11 protein-coding genes, 1 tRNA gene and 1 pseudogene are annotated in these 22,297 nt (G+C 48.5%); 6 read left to right on the plus strand and 7 right to left on the minus strand.

Features of this window, described 5'->3' with window-relative positions; all coding sequences use genetic code 11:
- Positions 1–108 precede the first annotated feature (108 nt).
- The 4 genes and pseudogenes from CPY98_RS20925 to CPY98_RS18015 form a co-directional block, all read right to left on the minus strand.
- Positions 109–2,340: a hypothetical protein gene (locus tag CPY98_RS20925; RefSeq protein WP_172863853.1), complete on the minus strand. Its 2,232-nt coding sequence runs from the start codon at positions 2,338–2,340 to the stop codon at positions 109–111.
- Entirely contained in the window at positions 2,337–7,046 is a 4,710-nt protein-coding gene (locus CPY98_RS18005) for a hypothetical protein (RefSeq protein WP_096388553.1), read from the minus strand. Before CPY98_RS18005 ends, CPY98_RS20925 begins: the two co-directional genes overlap by 4 nt.
- Before the next feature lie 783 nt (positions 7,047–7,829).
- A pseudogene (locus tag CPY98_RS18010) lies at positions 7,830–9,095 on the minus strand (tyrosine-type recombinase/integrase).
- 200 nt (positions 9,096–9,295) lie between these two features.
- Positions 9,296–9,380 (minus strand) — tRNA-Leu (locus CPY98_RS18015).
- A 315-nt stretch (positions 9,381–9,695) separates the two neighbouring features.
- Between CPY98_RS18015 and CPY98_RS18020 the strand changes: the two genes are divergently transcribed.
- A complete protein-coding gene (locus tag CPY98_RS18020) occupies positions 9,696–10,097 on the plus strand; it encodes a DUF4440 domain-containing protein (protein WP_025798344.1) in 402 nt (133 codons plus the stop codon).
- 66 nt (positions 10,098–10,163) lie between these two features.
- Here the strand turns inward: CPY98_RS18020 and CPY98_RS18025 are convergent, their stop codons facing one another.
- Entirely contained in the window at positions 10,164–11,084 is a 921-nt protein-coding gene (locus tag CPY98_RS18025; RefSeq protein ID WP_025798346.1) for a L,D-transpeptidase family protein, read from the minus strand.
- Between the two features lie 326 nt (positions 11,085–11,410).
- On the opposite strand from CPY98_RS18025, the gene ampH reads away from it, so the two are divergent.
- Both ampH and CPY98_RS18035 read left to right on the plus strand, forming a co-directional pair.
- Complete coding sequence (ampH, locus tag CPY98_RS18030) at positions 11,411–12,562, plus strand: D-alanyl-D-alanine-carboxypeptidase/endopeptidase AmpH (protein ID WP_096388554.1); 1,152 nt, start codon at positions 11,411–11,413, stop codon at positions 12,560–12,562.
- Between the two features lie 231 nt (positions 12,563–12,793).
- Complete coding sequence (locus tag CPY98_RS18035) at positions 12,794–14,434, plus strand: methyl-accepting chemotaxis protein (protein WP_096388555.1); 1,641 nt, start codon at positions 12,794–12,796, stop codon at positions 14,432–14,434.
- Positions 14,435–14,493: 59 nt separating this feature from the next.
- On the opposite strand, the gene lptG is transcribed toward CPY98_RS18035, so the two are convergent.
- Together lptG and lptF are read right to left on the minus strand one after the other, a co-directional pair.
- Positions 14,494–15,564, minus strand: a complete 1,071-nt coding sequence (gene lptG, locus CPY98_RS18040; RefSeq protein ID WP_025798351.1) for an LPS export ABC transporter permease LptG — start codon at positions 15,562–15,564, stop codon at positions 14,494–14,496.
- Positions 15,564–16,664, minus strand: a complete 1,101-nt coding sequence (lptF, locus tag CPY98_RS18045) for an LPS export ABC transporter permease LptF (RefSeq protein ID WP_025798354.1) — start codon at positions 16,662–16,664, stop codon at positions 15,564–15,566. Before lptF ends, lptG begins: the two co-directional genes overlap by 1 nt.
- Positions 16,665–17,233: 569 nt before the next feature.
- Here lptF and pepA point away from each other — a divergent pair.
- From pepA to CPY98_RS18060, 3 genes are all read left to right on the plus strand, one after another.
- The gene (pepA, locus tag CPY98_RS18050) at positions 17,234–18,745 is read left to right on the plus strand and encodes a leucyl aminopeptidase (protein WP_025798357.1); all 1,512 of its coding nucleotides are present in this window, start codon (positions 17,234–17,236) and stop codon (positions 18,743–18,745) included.
- Between the two features lie 129 nt (positions 18,746–18,874).
- On the plus strand, positions 18,875–19,324 hold the full coding sequence (locus tag CPY98_RS18055; protein ID WP_025798359.1) for a DNA polymerase III subunit chi: 450 nt from the start codon (positions 18,875–18,877) through the stop codon (positions 19,322–19,324).
- Positions 19,325–19,351: 27 nt separating this feature from the next.
- Positions 19,352–22,207 carry a valine--tRNA ligase gene (locus CPY98_RS18060; RefSeq protein ID WP_096388556.1) on the plus strand — a complete coding sequence of 952 codons (2,856 nt, stop codon included), beginning with the start codon at positions 19,352–19,354 and terminating at the stop codon, positions 22,205–22,207.
- Positions 22,208–22,297 lie beyond the last annotated feature (90 nt).

Consider the following 22,297-nt stretch of genomic DNA (forward strand, 5'->3'; position numbering starts at 1 on the left):
ACGCATAAATTTCAAACAGCGATAGTTAAAAAGTGAGCTGGGTCAACTCCCCCACACTGAGTCGGTGGGGGAGAATTCGTGATTAAGGGACGAAGGTTATAGACCGTGTTAGTTCTCAACCATCAATCGGGAAAGCTTGGCAAAAATCGAACTCTTACTACTTTCGCCGCTCCTGAGCATATCCAGGGTGAAGCTATTGAGGTAAGCACCAGTTAACGGGTGGTTAAATACATCTACGACCTTACCTTGAGCATCCCATATCAGCAGATTTTCTACCAGGTTAGGCCGTGCAATAGTAGGATTTGTAGGCTGAGCATCGCTTACCAGAACAAACACTCCATTCTCATGCGGTTGCAGGTAAATATGGTGATGCTTCATCTTTTGAGTTTTGGTCAACGAGTCGTATTTCGAGCGGCCCGGTGATATCAGATAGGGCAGTACATTTTGCTCCAATTTTGCTGAGCGGGTGATGGTATACCCGTTAAATTTATCACCTTTACGCTCCGCCAGCGCTTTTTCTTGTTCCTGATAAGCATATGAATCGACGATATTAAATTGCGCCGGGCCAATCAGGCGCGGCACGCGGGAGCTGTTATAGGTGGTAAGCAGCACATCTGCTGTGTGGTCGTAGAGATAGAAGCTTTTATCGAATAATTTCTTTAGTCGTCCCAGAGATGGATGTTCAACAGATAGATACTCGAATTCACCTTCAGCGATCCCGGTATCAACCACCCTAAGTTGGCCGCGCTCTATTTTTAGTTCAACATATCCAAGCAGGGAGAGATAGCTTTTTGTTTTGCGTACTGCATAGGCGGTATAGTGCCCATCCGCCAATTCTGGCAGGGGTATGTTATGTTGATTGAGTAAGCTCTCTTTGAACCATAGCTCGGTTTTTGTTCGGCGAACCTTACTTTTTAATAAGGTAACTGCAGACTTGAGACGACTGTGAGGTTTCGTAAGATCGATTTCGTATTGCACAGCGTTGCTTACAAATTGTTCATTAATAAAATCAATCGCATCCAACAACTTTCGATCAATGTTCATTCCCTGTAAAACCACAGGCAGCGGTTGTTGATTTAGCCACCCTTGCAAACGATCTAACTTAAGCTGGGTATAAATATCCCAGTTGAGTTCAGGTTGTTTTCGGACGTCGGCAAAGGCTGCATAGAAATCATTGTACTCAACAGATTCATTCTCTTGCTGCCGGATGCTGTTGCTTCGTTCTTCATCTACCGCATTGAGTACAAGAATAGATGTATTGGCAGGCAGCCCAGCAAATCCGGTTTGCTGAGAATGTTTAAGCGATGCCAGCGGCCAGAGTTTATACCCGGGGAACTGGTTGGCTAATGCGTCAAATAAATAAGCTTCTTGCGTGGCGCTGAATTCGACGCCGTTATTAACCACCAACAGCGTATTAGCCAGCTGTTGATCGAGGTCGGTAGCGAACTGATTGACCTCGTGGGTGGCCTGAAATGGGATAGGTTGATGGGGGATATCTAGTTCACTGAGCCGCTCGCAGGCAGCATTCATGACCACGTTATAGGTATAGGCTTGGCATTCACCATAGCCGCTGCGCTCACGAAAAAAATCCAGTTTGCTATCACGGGCATCAAGTTTGCGCCGAGCTTTAAGCCGACGATTATCGATGTTAAACCACACGCTGGTATCGTCCAGGGATAGGTGCATCTCATCCGCCGGTTCGACCAGGAATTTTCGTTTGTGCAGGGTAAAAGCGAGTTCGTTATATTCTGAGGCATAAATGTCGAGCTCAAAGGCTTCCATCACCCCGGAGCCTTTTTTTTGTGTGACGGGCTGACTCAGGCGAGCGTTAAGGTAAAGCGTTGAGTTGAAGTAAGTCGGCGATACCGAAAAGCGCTCACTGGCTTTTTCCAGCATTACCATTTTCAAATGCAGGCTAAATAATCCCTGAATCAGGCGAGATAGGTCATGATTTTCAGCGGTGAGTTGCTGACAAAGCGTTTCAATACGTTCTGCCAACGTCCTATGAGCCTGACTGTTCGGGTTAGTTGCAGGCGCCAGGAAAAAAAAGACGTGATGGTAATTTGGTAAGTAATGCAGCTCATATTTTACCTCCTGCCCGACCTCCAGCCCAAGCTTCTGCCGCACGCAAGATTTTACCTCCTGATGAATTCGCGCATAGTAATCAGCGGATTTTTCTTTTCGCTCTTTAGTAAAGCGCTGAACCATAAAGTCTATCGTATAGATATTAGATATAGGGGCCAATAGACGCTGGATGGTCGTCAGCTGATCTTCTTCAAGCTTGATCAAATTGGTTCGGGCAATCGGAGTATCCGTCAGTTCATTCAGATTAGGGATCATGATACTTTTCCTTTAGTCGGCAACTTTTCTACACCCAGCAGGGTTAGTAACATTGGGTTAATGTCCAATGTCATGCTCAGTTTCGAGTTTTCCTGAGCTCGTCCGCTCTCTCGATTTTTGGGCTGATAGTACTGGTAGTCGGTTTGCAACAGGTTAAGGTAGTGGATCGTGTGATCCACGTTATCTTGCCACATCAGATTATTAGGGTTCTGGCTGTAGGCGACGTTCAGATAGACAAATCGAATGCGTTCATAACGGCCTGCCAGCACATCCTGAAGCTGTTTCTGCCCCTCTGTATCTGCCTTTTGGCTGGTGATATTACGGATCTGGCGAATCTTGTTGTTGCTTTTCTCAAGCGTTTCTTCTGCCCGCGTTAAATCGTCCAACTGCGTCGCCCAGCGTTTAACGTCGATGCAGAGCAGGTCGTTACCCACTTCAATAAAGCGGTCAAAAAACTCATATACTAGCGGTTCAAGGCGTTCAAACACCTGCTGATCAGAAAGTGGGGTAACGCCATAACTTTTTAGCACTTTATCGAAGAGATATTCACCGACATTGCCTTTGAGCAACGGAACTAGCCTGGGGTTGGGTACCCATTTTTTGAATGCCGTTTCCTGGATGTTGTCACATTCACGAATCAACTCGCCGACCAGGTTGCCGGGGGTAAAATCGACATCGTTTCTATACTGCGGAAAGAGGGTGAGCTCAGGCCGGTACTCTCTTGCGCCGCCAGCGAAATCCGACAGGGCGGAATAATCTCTGTGGACAAGTCCATCCGGGCCGCGTTTATGGCAAAGTAAAATAGTTTGGTTGCCCTGATGGCGGTCGATAAACAGGGCGTGGTGGATTGATTGCATTTGCCGATTGGCGGCATACAAGGAATTAGCCTGAAGTTTTTCCAGCCAACGCAAGGGATCGGTAAAGGAGTCTGAATCGCGGAATAAATTACACAATTCGAGATATTCAAGGTTGCCGGCGCGTACCTGATTTATCCAGTCGGTTTTCAGGACTCGCTTATGAACAGCATCGATGCGGCGACCATTTTCTACGATAGCCTGTTCAAACGCATACCGCTGTTGTGCATCACTAAATGACTGGCTCTGACTCAGCTTTTCGCACTCCTCCATGAGGCGGTGGTTAAGCAAGGACATGCTTTCTGATACTACCTCGTTACCGCTATCTTCACTGAGAGCGGCGAACTGGAATGCAACATTACGGAACACATCGCGGGGTAAAAAGATTTCTGTTTTCAATAGAGTGTCGCGACGCTCGACTCGCCCTACGGCCTGCACGACGACTTTGAATAAGCTCATATCATGTTCGGCCATTAACAGGCGATAGTTTTCGCCGTGGGCGAAATTAACGTTGAAATCGGCCAGCTTGTGGACGGTAATATCGTCATCAGCGTAGTGTTTAAGCACGGTAACGTAGTTAGGTAATGTATTGAGGTTGCCGCTGTTGTCCTTTACTTCGCTGTAAAACGAGGAGTTGATGAGCACTAAGCGCTCAAAATCGACATCCAGACGTGGTGCATTGATATCATTAATATCGCCGTCATGGTATTTAACAAAGTAGTTGAGGCCGGTGCCTGCACTTTTGTAGCTGCTCATAAATACCAGTACGGTATTGCTGTTCTGGAGATAGGTTTCTTGCCTAATATCTTCGACATTAGCCAGTGGTGAATCGAAAAAGACCAAATGGACGGTGTGACGCCCTTTGAATGGGGTAAAGGTCAGGATCTGGTCATGTTTCTTATCGTTATCCGTTTTTTCATCGCACCGGGAGTGCATACCGTACTGCTGACGCCAGGCTGATTGATGAGTGCGCCAGGCGCTGATAAAGGCCCGCTTAAATGTCCCTGAAAGGGACAAAACCAGGCTGTTTTTACCCTCGTAGGCGGCAAGCAATAACGCTTCCAGTTCCCGCTGGTACTGACGCCGTTTATAGGTATTTTTCAGGTCGTACTCCAGCGGTTTCTTCAGCGCGTCGAAAAAGTTGTCATACGTCCTGCGATAGATCTCACAATTTTGGTAGATATCGGTCAATTTTAGCTGCTTATCATCGAACACCCTGAAGTCGACGTTGCGGATACTGGCTCTCAACGCGCGTAGTGCTCTAAGCGTATCGATATCTGTTTTTTTACGTTCAATGACTCGATAGCCAAGGTCACGGCTATAGCGTTCCAGGAAGTGACGATTGAAGTTACCGTTTTTGGTGTGGCTAAAACCGCTGGTGGCGCTAAGTCCAATCACTTTATTGTGCGTGCCCGTTAATAAACGTAGCAGCATGGCTTCAGGCAACTCTTGTACCAGATCCATCTCAAACGCCAGAATAATTGTACGCTCGGCTCCACTGTTCACGTAATTGAGTTCAACTATCGGCGTCATCGTGAATACGGTTTTGGGTTGCAGATAAGTGTAGAAATGATCGATCAACAAGTTTTTATCGGTGGTGCGATCGAAGATATGTCGCACCACTCCAGCTACATTATTGGCTGCGTCAACAAATTGGCCCAAAGGTGTATTCTGGCTGCTGGAGTTATCCTGGCCACCATTTTTTACCCAGCGCTTAAAGTGTCGGTTGGTGATATCAGAACAGGCGGCGAGGATGACGGAGACCAATTGGAACAGATCGTGCAGGGTGGGATTGGTGTCGCTGGCATCATTTTCGACTTCGTAATACAGCTCGGTGCGCGTTATGTCACCTTCGCTGTTGCGCATACGAATGCGTTTCAGCCCCTCTTCATTAACGTACATTTTGGGGTTAAAGCTGAACACATTCCGGGTAATGGAAATGATGCGTTCGGCGGCGTCGCCGTTAACTTCGAATGCACCTAACTGGTCGCGAAACATCTCCAGGATCGAGCCCAGCGTCGTACCGGGTGATAATTCGCACTTTTTCGCCAGTAGATCTCGAAGGATGGTGATGAATTTGACCATCTCTTGCTCAAAGGTCGTTTGCGCTTCTTTGGGCTTTTTCCGGCGCTCCAAGCTGAGTACCGCATTGTGAATACGTCCCGCGACAGAGATAACATGCGCCAGATTATTTTCCTGTGTGATTAGCTTTACATGGCATGTTTCTTCAAGACGGGTGTAGGCTTCATGTAGTTCATCAATGATTACCGTAAAGCGAATATTTTTCTGGAGAAAAGGGCAGTCTGGATTACGTCTGAAGTGTTCATCACGAAGATAGGCAACCTGCCCGGTATGGCCAGCTGCCGCAACGGTGCTGATCTGTGGATCTTTGGGAGTCAGCTTGCCGCCAATCAGCAAGTCGAAACCTACGGACTCAAAACGCACGCCTTCACCTCGCTGACGAGGCGCCAGTCGGTAAGTTGATGTGTCGAACTTATTTGTAGTCATTAATAGCACCGACGGGCGGTACTGGCAAACTTCGAAAGGCAATACCTGTTTGATAAGCTCGAAGTAGACTTCGTGTACGCTTAGTTCAGACTTGCTTGGTTTTCGTGCTGTCTCCACGTGTTGCATTCGCTCTTGGCGCGCCTGGAGCCCGCGACGAATGTACTCTTTAATGGAAGCTTTTTCACTATCTGGTCCAAATAGTAATTTACAGGCTGACTCAATCGTATTGCGGATACTATGACGACAGTTTTTTAGCTGCTCTTCAAGAATTTCTCTTTCGTAGTTGGTATCCTGAGAACCGTATGTTGTCAGCTTTTTTAACTGCTCTTCACAGCGATCAATTTGTGAGACATGGTAATTGAGCGAACGCATTGCGCTGCCAATATATTTGCTACCTTTCGCCCCTTCGTACCACTGAATATAGCGGTCGCGATTTTTCAAGCCCGTGGCCCAGTCCATAAAGTCGAGATCGGCAATATCCTTACGAGAGAGAACGCAAACAAATTCGCCGCCAGAGGCAAGAATTTTATCTTTCTGGCTGCTGTCCAGGTCGATTTGTGATTTTTGCGGCGACATAAACAGCAGGTTGGTAAAGCCGCCTTCAGGAAACAGGTAATCTGGCTTTTGGGTTTTGGCGAAGCGCGCTAGATATTCGACGTACCCTTGAATCACTCCATAGCTTTTGCCAAATCCCGTGCCGTCGGAACTGAAAATGACCTCAGCGCCATCACGTTCATGCACGTGGTAAAGTTGAGAGACTTGGGCGCGGCAAGTATTAATATCTTCGACCAGCGTTATGTCAGGAGTTTGTCTGGAGATGAGATCTTGCAGATTATCATCGATACTCTTCTTTGCAACACGCTCACACTTACGGTAACTATTAATAGTTATTTGGTCGTTTTCGAGCAGAATCTTTTCCACCTGCATGGGGGCAAGATGCAAGGCTGTTGCGATTTCATTGATAGTATTGGACAGAGATTCGTGTGGATTGCTAATCGTGAAGTGGTTTAGCACCGCTGCAACGGTATCTGGATGCAATGCTTTTCTTAGTGTGGGAAAGGTGAGGCTATAGTCGTATAGAGTCAAATCATTGTTTATCTGGCAGCGAAACGGCTGTTTAGTGGGATCGCCTCCAGGACGGCTGGCAAATCCCAGAACACCGGCATCTTTTAGGCGAAATAACAGCGCTGCGGCATCGCGATTAGGTGAGTCAAATGCAGTGTGGAGTTGCTGGCTAAATGGCATCGTGGCATTTAGACGCTCATAGCTGACCAGTTCTGAAAAGCGCTGACGCACAAGGTTTAGCAGCCTACAGTCTTCCTCAATAGTCCAGTTCTTTCTCATTGTCTTCCCTTAATATAAATGACACCGCAATCACTTCGTAACGAGTTCAACATTAAAAGCGCGTATCCATACTCCTGCGTCAGCAACATCTCCGGTAAATATTCATCATATTTTTTCGAGATACCTTTCAGCGATGCTTCGGTAAGACGAGACTCGGAAGGCAAACCTTCCTGAAGTATGCTGGCTAATCGCTGATCTCGCTTCCCGGCATTGTTCAACTATCGGCAAAAGTGGTAAGCATAAAACTGGAAGTAAGATTGTTAAAGGATACCGCGACTGGGCTGGAGAACAAGCATAAAACCATACTATTAAAATGGTTTATGCCGTATGACTGGGCGATCAATTGTCAGGAAAAGTTATATCCGTGAGACACGTATAAACGATTAATTCTATCCTGAGCTTGGCGGAGACGGTTAGCAATGTCGGCAAATCCGCCTGGCTGTCGGAAGAATATACCGCCTTCAACAGCTGACTGATGATCCCCGACGATGGCTGAGAACCGTTCAACGTTGTCAGACAACGGTTGCAGGTTTCTGACAGTGACTAGAATAAAATCTACTCCCGGTACAGGCCAACGGCATTACTTACTCTAAACCATATTGCACATGGCCTCCGACGTAGCGAAGCAATTAAACAAAAGCATTATCAGAATGTGTTGAACATGGTACTGAGGAAGGAAGCCTGTCTGGTGGCCGCACTGCAGTTGGCGTAACAGTTCACAGTAAACATGAAAGCCATTCAGTCATTTCACAGATAAATGGCTTTTATGCTGTTTATAACAAATCAGGAAAATGGTATATTAATTGTTGCATAGTCAAAAGATGATATGACCTCATTGCGATTCGCATCCAAATAATCCGCCCAACACTGCAGCAGCAGCCTGCGCTCCCCCAAATGCTCCGCCTTATGTATATAAGCCGCACGAACAGAATTACGCTCCTGGTGACTCATCTGTCACTCTACCGCATCTTTCGACCATAGCCCCGACTCAATCAACGAACTACACGCCATCGTCCTTAAACCATGCCCGCAAGCTTCAACTTTCGTATCGTAGCCCATAACGCGCAAAGCCTTATTCACTGTGTTCTCACTCATCGGCTTACGTGGATCATGATCACCAACGAAAATCAGCTCACGATTCCCGCTCATGCTTTTGATCTTTTCCAGAATGGCTAGAGCCTGCCGCGACAAAGGAACAACATGAGGCATCCGCATCTTCGAACCACGCTGGGAATGCTTAACTCCTTCCAGCGGTTCACGCTCACTCGGAATCGTCCACATAGCAGTTTCGAAATCGACTTCTGACCAGCGAGCAAAACGTAGTTCGCTTGAACGGATGAAAACCAACAAAGTGAGTTCAACAGCCAATCGGATTAACGGCCTGCCGGAGTAGTGATCAATGCGATGAAGCAATTCAGGAATGCGATTGAGTTCTAGCGCTGCGCGAAGCAGCCTTTTCTCCGTAGCAACTGCACCGGCAATCTCTTGTGCAGGGTTGTAGTCGATTAAGTCGCTCTGAACAGCAAAACGCATAATCGCGGTAGTACGCTGCTGTAAACGGGCGGCGACTTCAAAACGCTCGGATGACTCGACTGCTTTGATGGGTACAAGTAGGTCTCGCGTTTTCAGTTCTGCAATGTTCCGCTTACCGATAGCAGCAAAGAGATTATCTTCTAGGCTTTTCAATACACGAGCACTATGCGATGCCGACCACTTCTGATTGCTGCCGTGCCAGTCTCTGGCGACCACTTCAAAAGTTATCGCTTCTTGTTCCTGCTCTACCTGAACGGTTTTCTTGTTCTCACTAGGGTCGACACCGTTAGCCAACTGCTTACGGGCTTCGTCCCGGCGTGCTCTGGCATCCGCCAGCGAGACTTCAGGGTATTTCCCCAGCGCTAGCATCTTCTCTTTACCACCGAAGCGATAACGTAGCCGCCAATATTTAGAACCGTTAGGGTGAACCAGCAAAACCATGCCTTCACCGTCAGTTAGTTTATAGGCTTTTGCTTCAGGCTTAGCCGAACGAACCTTCACATCACTCAGAGCCATGATGAGTATCCTTTCAAGGGTTCTGTGTGGGTACAAACATTATCGAACCGGAATATACCCGCAGATGTACCCACATCAGTAAGCTAATGTAGATTGAATTAGGTTGAATTAGGCTGGTTGAAATGCGGGGAAAAGTCTTACTGGAACTGAATTTTAGGCATAAAAAAAGCCACCCTGAGGTGACTTGATTTTCATACTAATGGTGCCGAAGGCCGGACTCGAACCGGCACACCTTGCGGCGGTTGATTTTGAATCAACTGCGTCTACCGATTTCGCCACTTCGGCACAGAAGTAGTATGCGGAAAACGAGTGCATTATACCTAGCCACGACCCTCACGCAATACTTATCCTGCATTCAATTGTTTAAGTGCCTAAAAAAACGGCGAAGGCGCGGTAAAAAACATCTGCGCGAGTATTTTATCAACAATTATCGCCTTTAATCTGCGGTCTAGCAGCGGTTGGGGCGCCGTTTTTACCTAACGTAATCCCGTTTCCGTATGCCTTTAGGAGAGATTATGACTTTTGCCCATGTCTCACTGGGGTTGCTGTTCGTAAGCTCCATCATTACATTGCGGTATACGCTTCTCTCTAGGAAACCTTATGTCCGCAAATAACCCGTATTTTGTTGAAGTTGTCGAATCACATGAGCTCATTCAGCGGTGGTTTGCCAATACGTCTGCCAGCGAAGCGCTCTGTGAACAGCTGCTATCGCATTTTAGCCCTGCATTCACCATGGTGGGGATGAGTGGCATGCAGCTGAATTATCCTGCGGTGTGTACATTTTTCCGCGCAAATGGAGGAGTCAAAGCAGGGCTGAGCATCGAAGTCTCAGAAATGACCATCATCGCTGAATGGGAAAATGGCGCGGTCGTTAGCTATAAGGAAACACAGACTCAGCCGGAGCAGCCAAAAACCGTTCGCTTCTCAACGGCAGTCTTTGAAAAAGACAGTCAGGGGAAAGTGTTATGGCGTCATCTGCATGAAACCGCAGCGCATCTCTGATCGCGAGACGTGAAAAAGGCGGGATATATCCCGCCTTTCGGTAACTCACATCAAGTGATTATTCAATCAGTTGATTTTAATTGGCATGCCTGAGCGCGCTGCTACTGCATTATCCACTGCGCTGGTCTGAACGCTTGGATCAGAAACAATTTTGTTGATAGCGTCGGTCAGCACCACAGGCACTGGCGCATCAGAGTTGAACTGCTGCTCAGTGGTAGACAGCGGATTGTGAACCTCAATATAGCGAGATCCATCAGGCTCTACGGTCGCTTTTACAGGCTCATTGATGAACTGCAAACGAGTACCAACTGGAACGTTATCAAACAGGTATTTGATGTCGTCATCACGCAGACGCACGCAGCCATGGCTTACGCGCAGGCCGATACCGAAGTTGGCGTTAGTACCGTGAACCGCATACAAACGGCCGATGTACAGCGCGTACAGACCCATTGGGTTATCTGGACCAGCAGGGAATACCTGCGGCAAAGTCTCACCGTTAGCGGCATACTCTTCGTGCATTTTTTTGGTTGGCGTCCACGTTGGGCCCGCTTTTTTACGCTGAACCGAAGTGACCCAGTTCATTGGCGTATCACGACCTAACTCACCAATACCAATCGGCAGAACCACGACGGTTTTAGAGCCTTTTGGATAGTAGTACAAACGCATCTCTGCACTGTTAATGATAATGCCTTCACGTGGAGTATTAGGCAGAATCAACTGGTGCGGGATAGTCAGCGTCATACCCGGCTTTGGCAGGTATGCATCTACGCCCGGATTCGCTTCCAACATGTTACTCAGGCCCATTTGGTACTGAGCAGCAAAATGTTCCAGAGGCTGTTTGTTATCTTCTGGCACTTTTACCTGAATGTTTTCACCAATCAGACGGCTGTTATTCGCCGGTAAAGGGTATACCACGGCAAATGCAGACTGCATGAAAGCAGTCGTTGCCAGAAGCACCGTGAAGAGCGCACGGATACTCATTTTCATGTTTATATTCCTGTTGGGTGCTAGTACCGCGCGCAGGCGGTTGTCGATTTTAGCCAGTGAAGACTGGATGCGCATTATATGTGCACAAACGCAAAAGAGGAAAACATTAGTGCTCATCTTCTTAACGTATTTTTGTCATCACCAAACCAGACTGGGTTCTATTCTAAGATTAGCTCCACGTGTGAGCTACGTCACAACCATTTTTGTTTCCACATGTACCGTTTGGTTTTATTTACAAAAAACTGATGAATTCCGCTCTGCCAGCGCACACGGTTAGCATTAAGATGTTCCCACTAGAAAATCTGACCTGTCTCTTGCCTGAATAAATGGATAAACGCGTGTTGAAATATTTCCCTGCGACGCTGCTGGGCGTCGCCTGTGCGGTACTGCCACTCACAAGCTATGCTCAACAACCTCAACCTCTCGCTTCACAGGTGGTGGATGGTTACGCCGAACATATTTTTTATAATAGCGGTGCCGCGGCAATGGCCATGGTTGCTATCGATAACAACCAGCAGGTGTTTAGAAGTTTTGGCGAAACTCGCCCCGGCAATGATACCCGCCCACGTAAAGACTCTTTAATCCGTATTGCTTCCCTTACCAAACTCATGACCAGCGAAGTATTGGTTAAGCTCGCCGATGAAAGGAAAGTCAGTCTCTATGATCCATTGAGAAAATACGCGCCAAGTGGAATGCGGGTTCCGTCCTATACCGCTAACCAGCCGATTGTGCTGATGAATCTCGCCTCTCACACCAGCGGTTTACCGCGTGAACAGCCAGGCGGCGTGGCACATCGTGACGTGTTTACTTGGCCAACGAAATACGATCGCTGGCAATGGATGAAAAGCGCGAAAGTCGCGGTGCCACCGGGCGTTCGAGCATCTTATTCAAATTTGGCGTTTGATCTGCTGGCCGATGCGCTTGCGCAGGCCACGGGCAGAGCGTATCCAAGCCTGCTCAAAGAGAAAGTTACGCTGCCGTTGGGCATGAAAGACACCACATATACGCCCTCACCTGAACAGTGCTCGCGGATGATCGTCCCCGCACGCGGTGCAAGCCCATGCCAAAGTAGTTTGGCTGCGATTGGCAGCGGTGGTGTATATTCCACGCCAGAAGATATGCAGCGTTGGATGCAGCAGTTTCTATCCTCGTCAACCCATCCTCGTAGCCCATATGCCGATAAGTTGCTGAAAATGTACTATCAGCGCGAAAAACTGACTTTGGTTAAAGGAATGGATGTTCCGGGTAAAGCCTCGGCGTTGGGCTTAGGCTGGGTATATATGGCACCGCAAAACGGTTTGCCGGGTATCATACAAAAAACCGGCGGCGGCGGAGGCTTCATTACCTATATGGCGATGATCCCAGACAAAAACGTTGGCGTATTTGCGGTTGTTGCCCGCACTGAACTAACCAAATTTACTAATATGAGCGATGGTGTTAATCAGTTAGTCAGCGAGCTCGCGCAGCAGCAGCAATAACTTTGGCTTGAGTATAATCATATTTATTAAGGGGCATATTTATGCCCCTTAATTCGATCTAAGAATTATATTAAACATATACATAAAATCTATTCCACCCAACCAATAATAATATTTTAATATTGAAAAATATAATAATTTTCACCCTAAATAAATTTAGGTTATCTCCGATAACGCAATTACCACGGAAAAACCTTTCCAAAGATGTGGTTTACTAATGGAGCTACACCTATGTTTAAAAATATTAAAATCGCCAGCGGGATGCTGTTGGTGCTGTATTTATTTGGTTTGATACAAATAGGCTCTAACTTGATTGGCTTCTATTTCATCAAAAAAAATAGCGATAGCATTAGTACGATGAGTGTTATCGCCGATGAGCAAAATGCATTAAGCAGCAGCGGCGCGTATCTCCAACAAGCTCAGTCGGCCATCAATAATATTGTTCTCGAATATGCCGTTAACCCACAAGGCGCTGTTAATAAAGAGTCTCTCCAAGTCGCTCGTGAAAAGATGGCGCTAGCCAATAAGTCTTTTGATATTTTTTGGGGGATCCCTGGGTTAACTAATCACGATCTCAAACTAGGTGATGAGATAAAAAATGCATACAAAAACAACGCCGATAATATAGAGAAACAGATAAACATTGCTTTATCAGAACCCTCCGCAAGCATCGTGGTTGATAAGCTTTTTCAGTTGAAAACCGAAAAATTAGAAACGCGAGCCATATTTCAAGGATGGGTGAAAAAATACATTGGCATCTCGCTTAAAAACAACGACGACGCTAGAGACGCAGCCCTACAGGCCTATTCCGAATTTATTCGTTTGCTCATCATTGCCCTAATTTTATGCGTATTGATGTGCTTAGCCGTACATTTTTGGATTAAAAGAGTCCTCGTTCATCCACTGCGAGAAGCGACTGGATACTTCGAACTCATTGGGCAGGGTGACCTACGTAGCGTCATTAACATACAAAATAGCAACGAGATTGGACTGTTAATGGCTGGGTTGCAAAAAATGCAGGATGGATTACGCACAACCGTTTCTAGCGTGCGACAGGGCGTTGAGTCTATCAATATAGGCACTCACGAAATCTCTGCGGGTAACACTGACCTTTCGAGCAGAACCGAGGAACAGGCGGCGGCGCTGGCTCAGACAGCCGCCAGCATGGAGCAAATCACCGCCACCGTGCAGCAAAACGCCGATAATGCGCAGCAAGCCGCCCAAATGATCAATAGTACCGCCAGCATTGCCCATAGCGGTGAACAGGTGATGGAGTCGGTCATTGCTAAAATGCGTACGATTAACCATAGCGCACAGAAAATGAGCGATATTATCAGCGTAATCGACGGCATCGCCTTCCAAACCAATATATTAGCCCTTAATGCCGCAGTTGAAGCCGCTCGAGCGGGAGAGCAAGGGCGCGGTTTTGCCGTTGTTGCCGGTGAAGTCCGTAGCTTGGCTCAGCGATGCGCACTTTCAGCAAAAGAGATCAACGATCTTATTGCAACGTCTAGCAACGATATTAAAGAAGGGATGTCACTCGTTGAGCACGCAGGAGAAACCATGGCCGACATCGTGCTTAACGTCAACAAAGCAACCAGCATCGTCGACAGTATTTCTTATGCCTCTGACGAACAAAGCCGCGGTGTTGCTCAGGTAAGTATTGCCATTAACCAGATGGATCAGGTGACCCAGCAGAATGCTGCGTTAGTGGAACAAGTTGCCACTACCGCTGCGAATGTAGAAGAGCAGGCCGATACGCTAGCCAAGGCAGTCTCTATTTTTCAACTCACTGAGCAGCTATGGCAGGAGCCAAAAAAGAATCTTGAGTTAACACCGAGGCCAGATCCACACGATACCCATTGGATTTAAACATAAAAAAACGGGCCATAAGAATGGCCCGTTTTATATTTAGAGATTGCGCTACGTCACTACGATTTTCTGAGCAGCATATAAATACTGATCAACAAGAACAGCAGACTTGGCAGCAGAGCGCCTAATACTGGAGGTACGCTGTATACCAAACTTAGCGGCCCAAAAATCTGGTCAAGTACGTAGAACAAGAAGCCAAAGCTGATACCCGTCAATACCCTCACGCCCATCGGAACGCTACGTAATGGACCAAAAATGAAGGACAGCGCCATCAACATCATTACCGCGACAGACAGCGGTGCAAAAATTTTGCTCCACATATTGAGCTGATAACGGCTAGATTCTTGACCGCTTTGCTTGAGGTATTTCACATAGTGGTAGAGGCCGCTAATCGACAGCGAATCAGGGCTCATGGCAACCACGCCCAGTTTGTCTGGCGTTAGGTTGGTTTTCCACATACCGCTAATCGTTTGTGAACCGGTGATCCTTTTGCTGTCGGTGAGATTTGATTCTTCCACCTGCGAAAGCTTCCACTGATTGCCCTCAAACGTTGCTGAGTTGGCATAGCGCAGCTTTTGCAAATGACGTTCTTTATCAAAGGTATAAATACTTATACCTTGAATCGTCTTCTCACCGGTCACACGCTGAATAAAGATAAAATCGCTACCGTCTTTTGCCCATAGTCCGTTTTGCGTCGATAGCAACGAACCGCCATACATCTGTTGGGCACGATAGTTGCGTGCAGCCTGATCGCCCTGTGGCGCAACCCACTCACCAATGGCCATCGTAAGGATCACCAACGGAATCGCGGTTTTCATCACCGAAGAGGCAATCTGCATACGGGTATAACCAGCCGCCTGCATCACCACCAACTCACTGCGCTGAGCCAGCATACCGAGGCCTAATAGCGCACCCAGCAAGGCAGCCATTGGGAAGAAGACTTCAATATCCTTTGGCACGCTGAGCAAGGTGAAAAGACCCGCGCCTGCCGCGGAGTAATCGCCCTGCCCCACTTTACGTAGCTGATCAACGAACTTGATAATCCCAGACAGCGACACCAGCATAAACAGCGTTGCCATGATGGTGCTGAAAATCGTGCGCCCAATGTAACGGTCTAATACTCCAAGCATCAGGCGACTCCTTTACCGGTGATTCGCGCACGGATCCGGCGCATCGGCAGCGTATCCCAAATATTCAACGCAACTGCGAGCAACAGATAGAATCCGTTCACCGCCCAAACCCAGATAAACGGATCAATTTTGCCCTTCGCCGCATTAGAACGTATCGAGCTTTGCAGCAGGAAGAAGATTAGATAGAGCAACATGGCTGGCAGCATACTCAGCACACGCCCTTGGCGTGGGTTAACCACGCTCAAAGGAACCACCATCAGCGCCATCACGAAGACAGAGAACACCAGCGTAATACGCCAGTTCAGCTCCGCACGGAAGTCGTTTTCTTTGGATTCCCACAGCGCTGTCATCGGCGCCTGATCGGCATTGCTTGGATTAAGCACCACCGCCTGATGGCCGATAACGGCTTCGTAATTCACAAAGTCGGTGATACGGAAATCACGCAGCATCGCGGTACCTTCATAGCGCGTACCGGTATCCAATACCACCTGCTGAGAACCGTCTGGTCGCCCTTCCATATGGCCAGTATCCGCCACAACTACCGATGGGCGTTGGGTGCCGTTAGGACGGAGCTGAGCTAAAAAGATATTTTCAAACTTTTTGCCCTTCACGTCGCCCACAAACAGCACGTAGTTGCCATCTTTCGACGGCTGGAATTGTCCTTCTACCATCGAAGCTAAACCAGGGTTTGCCTTGGCTTCGGCCATCACTTCATCAGAGTGGAACGACGACCACGGACTCACCCAAAACGCGTTGACCAATGCAAACGCGCCGGTAATGAAGGCAAGGATCATCGCGGTTTTTATCAGTACGCCTTTGCCTAAGCCGCAGGCGTGCATAACCACGATTTCACTTTCGGTATACAGTTTACCCAGCGTCATCAATAGCCCAAGGAACAGGCTAAGAGGCAGAATAAGCTGAGCCATCTCGGGCACACCCAGCCCAAGGAGAGATAACACTAAGTTTGTCGGAATTTCGCCGTCAACCGCCGCTCCGAGTATCCGCACCATCTTTTGACAAAAAAAGATCAGCAGCAGGATAAATAGAATAGCAATCTGACTCTTAAACGTTTCCCGTACCAGATATCTAATGATGATCACGCTTATTACGCCTGTGAAAACTTGTCTTTTTGCAGGAAAATAGATAATTTCTACGCTAACCCGCCATTTTTATGATGATTATGGCGGCGGTTACAATCAGAATAGCATTACAGCATGTGTCTCAAGTGTAACCTATAGGAACACACTTATAACTGACACATCGTAGAAGGCTAATCACCCACTACGTATGATGCATACCCAAACTTGTTGTCGTTGCAGCAAACAACGAACACCGCAGCAACATCGCGATAAGCAGGGTAAACTGATTGTACAGTAAAACAATTGTACCGTAATCGTTAGCAACGAAAACGAGAAAATAACTACCGATTATATAACGTCCCTCTGCACAGCCCATAAAAAGCCTTGCAGAATGAGAGAAAATCGCGCGATTTCCTATGAAAAAGTGGATAAAAGCCACCATCATCAGAGAAAACCGTGAATGAGTGTTCCAGTCAGTTCAACGGCAAAGGGCCGAGATAATAGTGACTTGAGCAATGTTTCTGGCTTCAAGAAACGAGTATAGCTTAGTCATCGCCCCGCGCCGCTGCCTTTAAGATTCAGGAGAGTGCATGGAGTTCAGTGTAAAAAGCGGTAGCCCGGAAAAACAGCGTAGCGCCTGTATCGTCGTCGGTGTTTTCGAACCGCGCCGACTGTCCCCAATCGCCGAACAGCTCGATAAAATCAGCGATGGCTATATCAGTGCCCTACTGCGCCGTGGCGAACTGGAAGGTAAAGTGGGTCAGACACTCTTGCTGCACCACGTACCTAACGTACTCTCAGAACGCATTTTGCTGATTGGCTGTGGCAAAGAGCGAGAGTTGGACGAACGTCAGTATAAACAAGTCATTCAAAAAACGATTAATACCCTGAATGACACCGGTTCTATGGAAGCGGTTTGCTTCCTGACTGAGCTGCACGTCAAAGGCCGTAATACCTATTGGAAAGTGCGTCAGGCGGTCGAAACAGCAAAAGAAACGCTTTATACCTTCGATCAGCTGAAAAGTAATAAAGCAGAACCACGCCGCCCACTGCGTAAAATGGTGTTCAACGTTCCAACGCGTCGTGAACTCACCAGCGGCGAGCGCGCTATCCAGCACGGCTTAGCCATTGCTGCCGGTATTAAAGCTGCAAAAGATCTTGGCAATATGCCGCCAAACATCTGCAACGCAGGCTATTTGGCTTCACAGGCTCGTCAGCTTGCCGATAGCTTCAGCCCGAACGTTAGCACCCGCGTTATCGGTGAACAGCAGATGAAAGAGCTGGGCATGAATGCCTATCTCGCCGTGGGCCAAGGTTCACAAAATGAATCGTTGATGTCCGTGATTGAGTATAAGGGCAGCAAAAATCCAGATGCTAAACCTATCGTATTGGTTGGTAAGGGTTTAACCTTTGACTCTGGCGGTATTTCAATCAAGCCTGCTGACAGCATGGACGAGATGAAATACGACATGTGCGGTGCCGCTTCTGTATACGGCGTGATGCGCATGGCTGCTGAGCTTCAGCTTCCGCTGAATATCGTGGGCGTACTGGCTGGCTGTGAAAACATGCCGGGCGGTCGCGCTTATCGTCCTGGGGATGTTTTGACCACCATGAACGGCCAAACCGTTGAAGTGCTCAATACCGATGCCGAAGGACGTTTAGTTCTGTGTGACGTGTTAACCTACGTTGAGCGTTTCGAACCTGACGTGGTTATCGATGTGGCTACGTTAACGGGTGCCTGCGTTATCGCGCTGGGTCATCATTTGACGGGCTTAATGGCAAACCATAACCCATTAGCTTCAGAGCTTATCAGCGCATCAGAACAGGCCGGTGACCGCGCATGGCGTCTGCCGATGATGGATGAATTCCAAGATCAGCTAGATTCCAATTTTGCCGATATGGCCAACATCGGTGGTCGTCCTGGCGGCGCGATTACCGCAGCGTGCTTCCTGTCTCGATTCACCCGCAAATATAGCTGGGCGCATCTGGATATCGCAGGCACCGCATGGCGTTCAGGGAAAGCAAAAGGTGCAACGGGTCGTCCTGTTGCCATGCTTTCTCAGTTCTTGCTCAATCGCGCAGGCCTAAACGGCGACGATTAACAAAATTGAGTTAAAATAAAGAGAACCCCCACCCCAGCCCTCGGTTTGAGAGGTGACTGGGAGGGGGTCTTTCGTTATTGTATTTCATTACTTCATAAGTGCTGCACAAGCGTAAGGCTATATCACATCATGAAACAGGCAACCTTCTATCTCATGGAGCATCATCAACCCGATGGTGAACTGGATGCCGTTGAGGCTTTGGCCTGTGATCTCGCCGCCCAACACTGGCGCTCCGGTAAACGAATTTTATTGGCTTGCCAAAGTCAGGAACAGGCTCAAAAGTTAGATGAAGCCCTTTGGGCCCGCGACCCGCACCAGTTTGTGCCGCATAATCTGGCCGGTGAAGGCCCGCATTATGGTGCTCCTGTCGAACTTTCATGGCCGGGAAAACGGGGCAATTCGCCGCGTGAACTGATGATCTGCTTGCAGACCGAGTTCGCAGATTTTGCTACTGCTTTCCATGAAGTGATAGACTTCGTTCCTTATGAAGACGCTTTAAAACAGTTGGCGCGTGAGCGCTATAAAATCTACCGCAGCGTCGGCTTTCAATTGACCACGGCTACGCCGCCAACTCACTGATCGATAAAATCAAAGAACAGACGAACCATGGAAAAGACATATAACCCGCAAGACATTGAGCAGCCGCTCTACGAGCACTGGGAACAGCAGGGCTACTTCAAGCCGAATGGCGACACCAGTAAAGAAAGCTTCTGTATTATGATCCCGCCGCCGAACGTCACCGGCAGCCTGCATATGGGTCATGCTTTCCAGCAGACCATCATGGATACCATGATCCGTTACCAGCGCATGCAGGGCAAAAATACCCTGTGGCAGGTTGGTACCGACCACGCCGGTATCGCCACTCAGATGGTCGTCGAGCGCAAAATTGCAGCCGAAGAAGGCAAAACTCGTCACGACTATGGCCGTGATGCCTTCATCGACAAAATCTGGCAGTGGAAAGAAGAATCTGGCGGCACCATTACTCGTCAGATGCGCCGTCTGGGCAACTCCGTCGACTGGGAGCGCGAGCGCTTCACCATGGACGATGGCCTGTCTAATGCGGTGAAAGAAGTTTTCGTTCGTCTGTATAAAGAAGACCTGATTTATCGCGGTAAGCGTCTGGTTAACTGGGATCCAAAACTGCGCACGGCAATCTCCGATCTGGAAGTAGAAAACCGTGAAACCAAAGGCTCCATGTGGCACCTGCGTTATCCGCTGGCCGATGGCGCTAAAACCGCCGACGGTAAAGATTATCTGGTGGTGGCTACTACGCGCCCTGAAACCCTGTTGGGCGATACCGGTGTTGCCGTTAACCCAGAAGATCCGCGCTACAAAGATTTGATCGGTAAATTCGTGGTTCTGCCACTGGTTGGCCGTCGCATTCCTATCGTCGGTGATGAACACGCCGATATGGAAAAAGGCACCGGCTGCGTGAAAATCACCCCTGCGCACGACTTCAATGACTATGAAGTTGGCCGCCGCCACGCACTGCCAATGATCAACATTCTGACCTTCGACGGCGACATTCGTGACGAAGCAGAAGTCTTGGATACCAACGGCGAAGAAACCGACGTTTACAGCAACGAAATCCCAGAACAGTTCCGTGGCATGGAGCGTTTTGCCGCTCGCCGTGCCGTGGTAAAAGCCTGTGACGAAGCGGGCCTGCTGGTTGAAATCAAACCTCACGATCTTACCGTTCCCTACGGCGACCGTGGCGGCGTGGTTATCGAACCAATGCTGACCGACCAATGGTACGTTCGCACTGCGCCACTGGCGAAAGTGGCGATTGAAGCCGTTGAACAAGGTGAAATCCAGTTCGTTCCTAAACAGTACGAAAACATGTACTACTCTTGGATGCGCGACATTCAAGACTGGTGTATTTCTCGTCAGCTGTGGTGGGGTCATCGCATTCCCGCTTGGTACGACAACGAAGGCAACGTATTCGTTGGTCGTGACGAAGAGGAAGTACGCCGTGAAAATAACTTGGGCGCAGACGTTGAACTGAAACAGGACGACGACGTTCTGGATACGTGGTTCTCTTCTGGTCTGTGGACTTTCTCAACGCTGGGCTGGCCTGAACAGACCGAAGCGCTGAAAACGTTCCACCCAACGAACGTGTTAACCAGCGGTTTCGACATCATCTTCTTCTGGATCGCGCGCATGATCATGCTGACCATGCATTTCGTGAAAGATGAAAATGGCAAACCACAGGTTCCGTTCAAAACCGTCTATGTGACCGGTCTTATCCGTGACGACGAAGGGCAGAAAATGTCTAAGTCTAAGGGTAACGTCATCGATCCACTGGATATGATCGACGGTATTTCTCTGCCAGAACTGTTAGAGAAGCGTACCGGCAATATGATGCAGCCACAGTTGGCTGAAAAAATTGCTAAACGTACCGAAAAACAGTTCCCAGAAGGCATCGAGCCACACGGTACTGATGCCCTGCGCTTCACCTTGGCAGCGCTGGCCTCTACCGGTCGTGATATCAACTGGGATATGAAGCGTTTGGAAGGTTACCGTAACTTCTGTAACAAACTGTGGAACGCAAGTCGCTTCGTACTGATGAACACGGAAGATCAGGATTGCGGTGTGAACGGCGGCGACATGGTTCTGTCCTTGGCAGACCGTTGGATCTTGTCCGAATTCAACCAGACGGTAAAAGCTTACCGCGAAGCACTGGATAACTTCCGCTTCGATCTGGCTGCCAATATTCTGTATGAGTTCACGTGGAACCAGTTCTGTGACTGGTATCTGGAACTGGCTAAACCGGTCATGAACGGTGGTTCTGAAGCTGAACTGCGCGGCACCCGTAATACGCTGGTCTCCGTGCTCGAAGCCCTGCTGCGCTTGGCGCATCCGGTGATCCCATACATCACCGAAACCATTTGGCAGCGTGTGAAAGGCCTGAAAGGGATTACTGCGGACACCATCATGTTGCAGCCATTCCCAGAATACGACGCATCTCAGGTTGATGAAAAAGCGCTGGCCGATCTGGAATGGATCAAGCAAACCATTATCGCCGTGCGTAACATTCGCGCCGAGATGAATATTGCTCCAAGCAAGCCACTGGAACTGCTGCTGCGTGAATGCAGCGCGGATGCTCAGCGTCGCGTACAGGAAAACCTAAGCTTCATTCAGGCTCTGGCGCGTCTGGAAAGCATCACAGTGCTGGCGGCGGGCGATAAAGGCCCAGTTTCTGTCACCAAGTTGGTTGACGGTGCAGAATTGCTGATCCCAATGGCTGGCCTTATCGACAAAGACGCCGAGCTCGATCGCTTAGCGAAAGAAGTGGCTAAGATTGAAGCTGAAATTGGCCGCATCGAAGCGAAACTGTCTAACGAAGGTTTCGTGGCTCGCGCACCTGAGGCCGTTGTTGCCAAAGAGCGTGAGAAGATGAACGGTTACGCCGATGCCAAAGCGAAGCTCATCGAACAGCAAGCGGTAATTGCAGCGCTGTAACTAGCGCGGTAAGCAAAACGCCTATCAGCGGGGAACATTTTGTTCCCCGCTTTTTTTTACCTCGCACGCAGAACGCTTGCATCCTCACTA

This window comes from Hafnia sp. CBA7124 (genome assembly GCF_002355555.1).
GTDB lineage: Bacteria > Pseudomonadota > Gammaproteobacteria > Enterobacterales > Enterobacteriaceae > Hafnia > Hafnia alvei.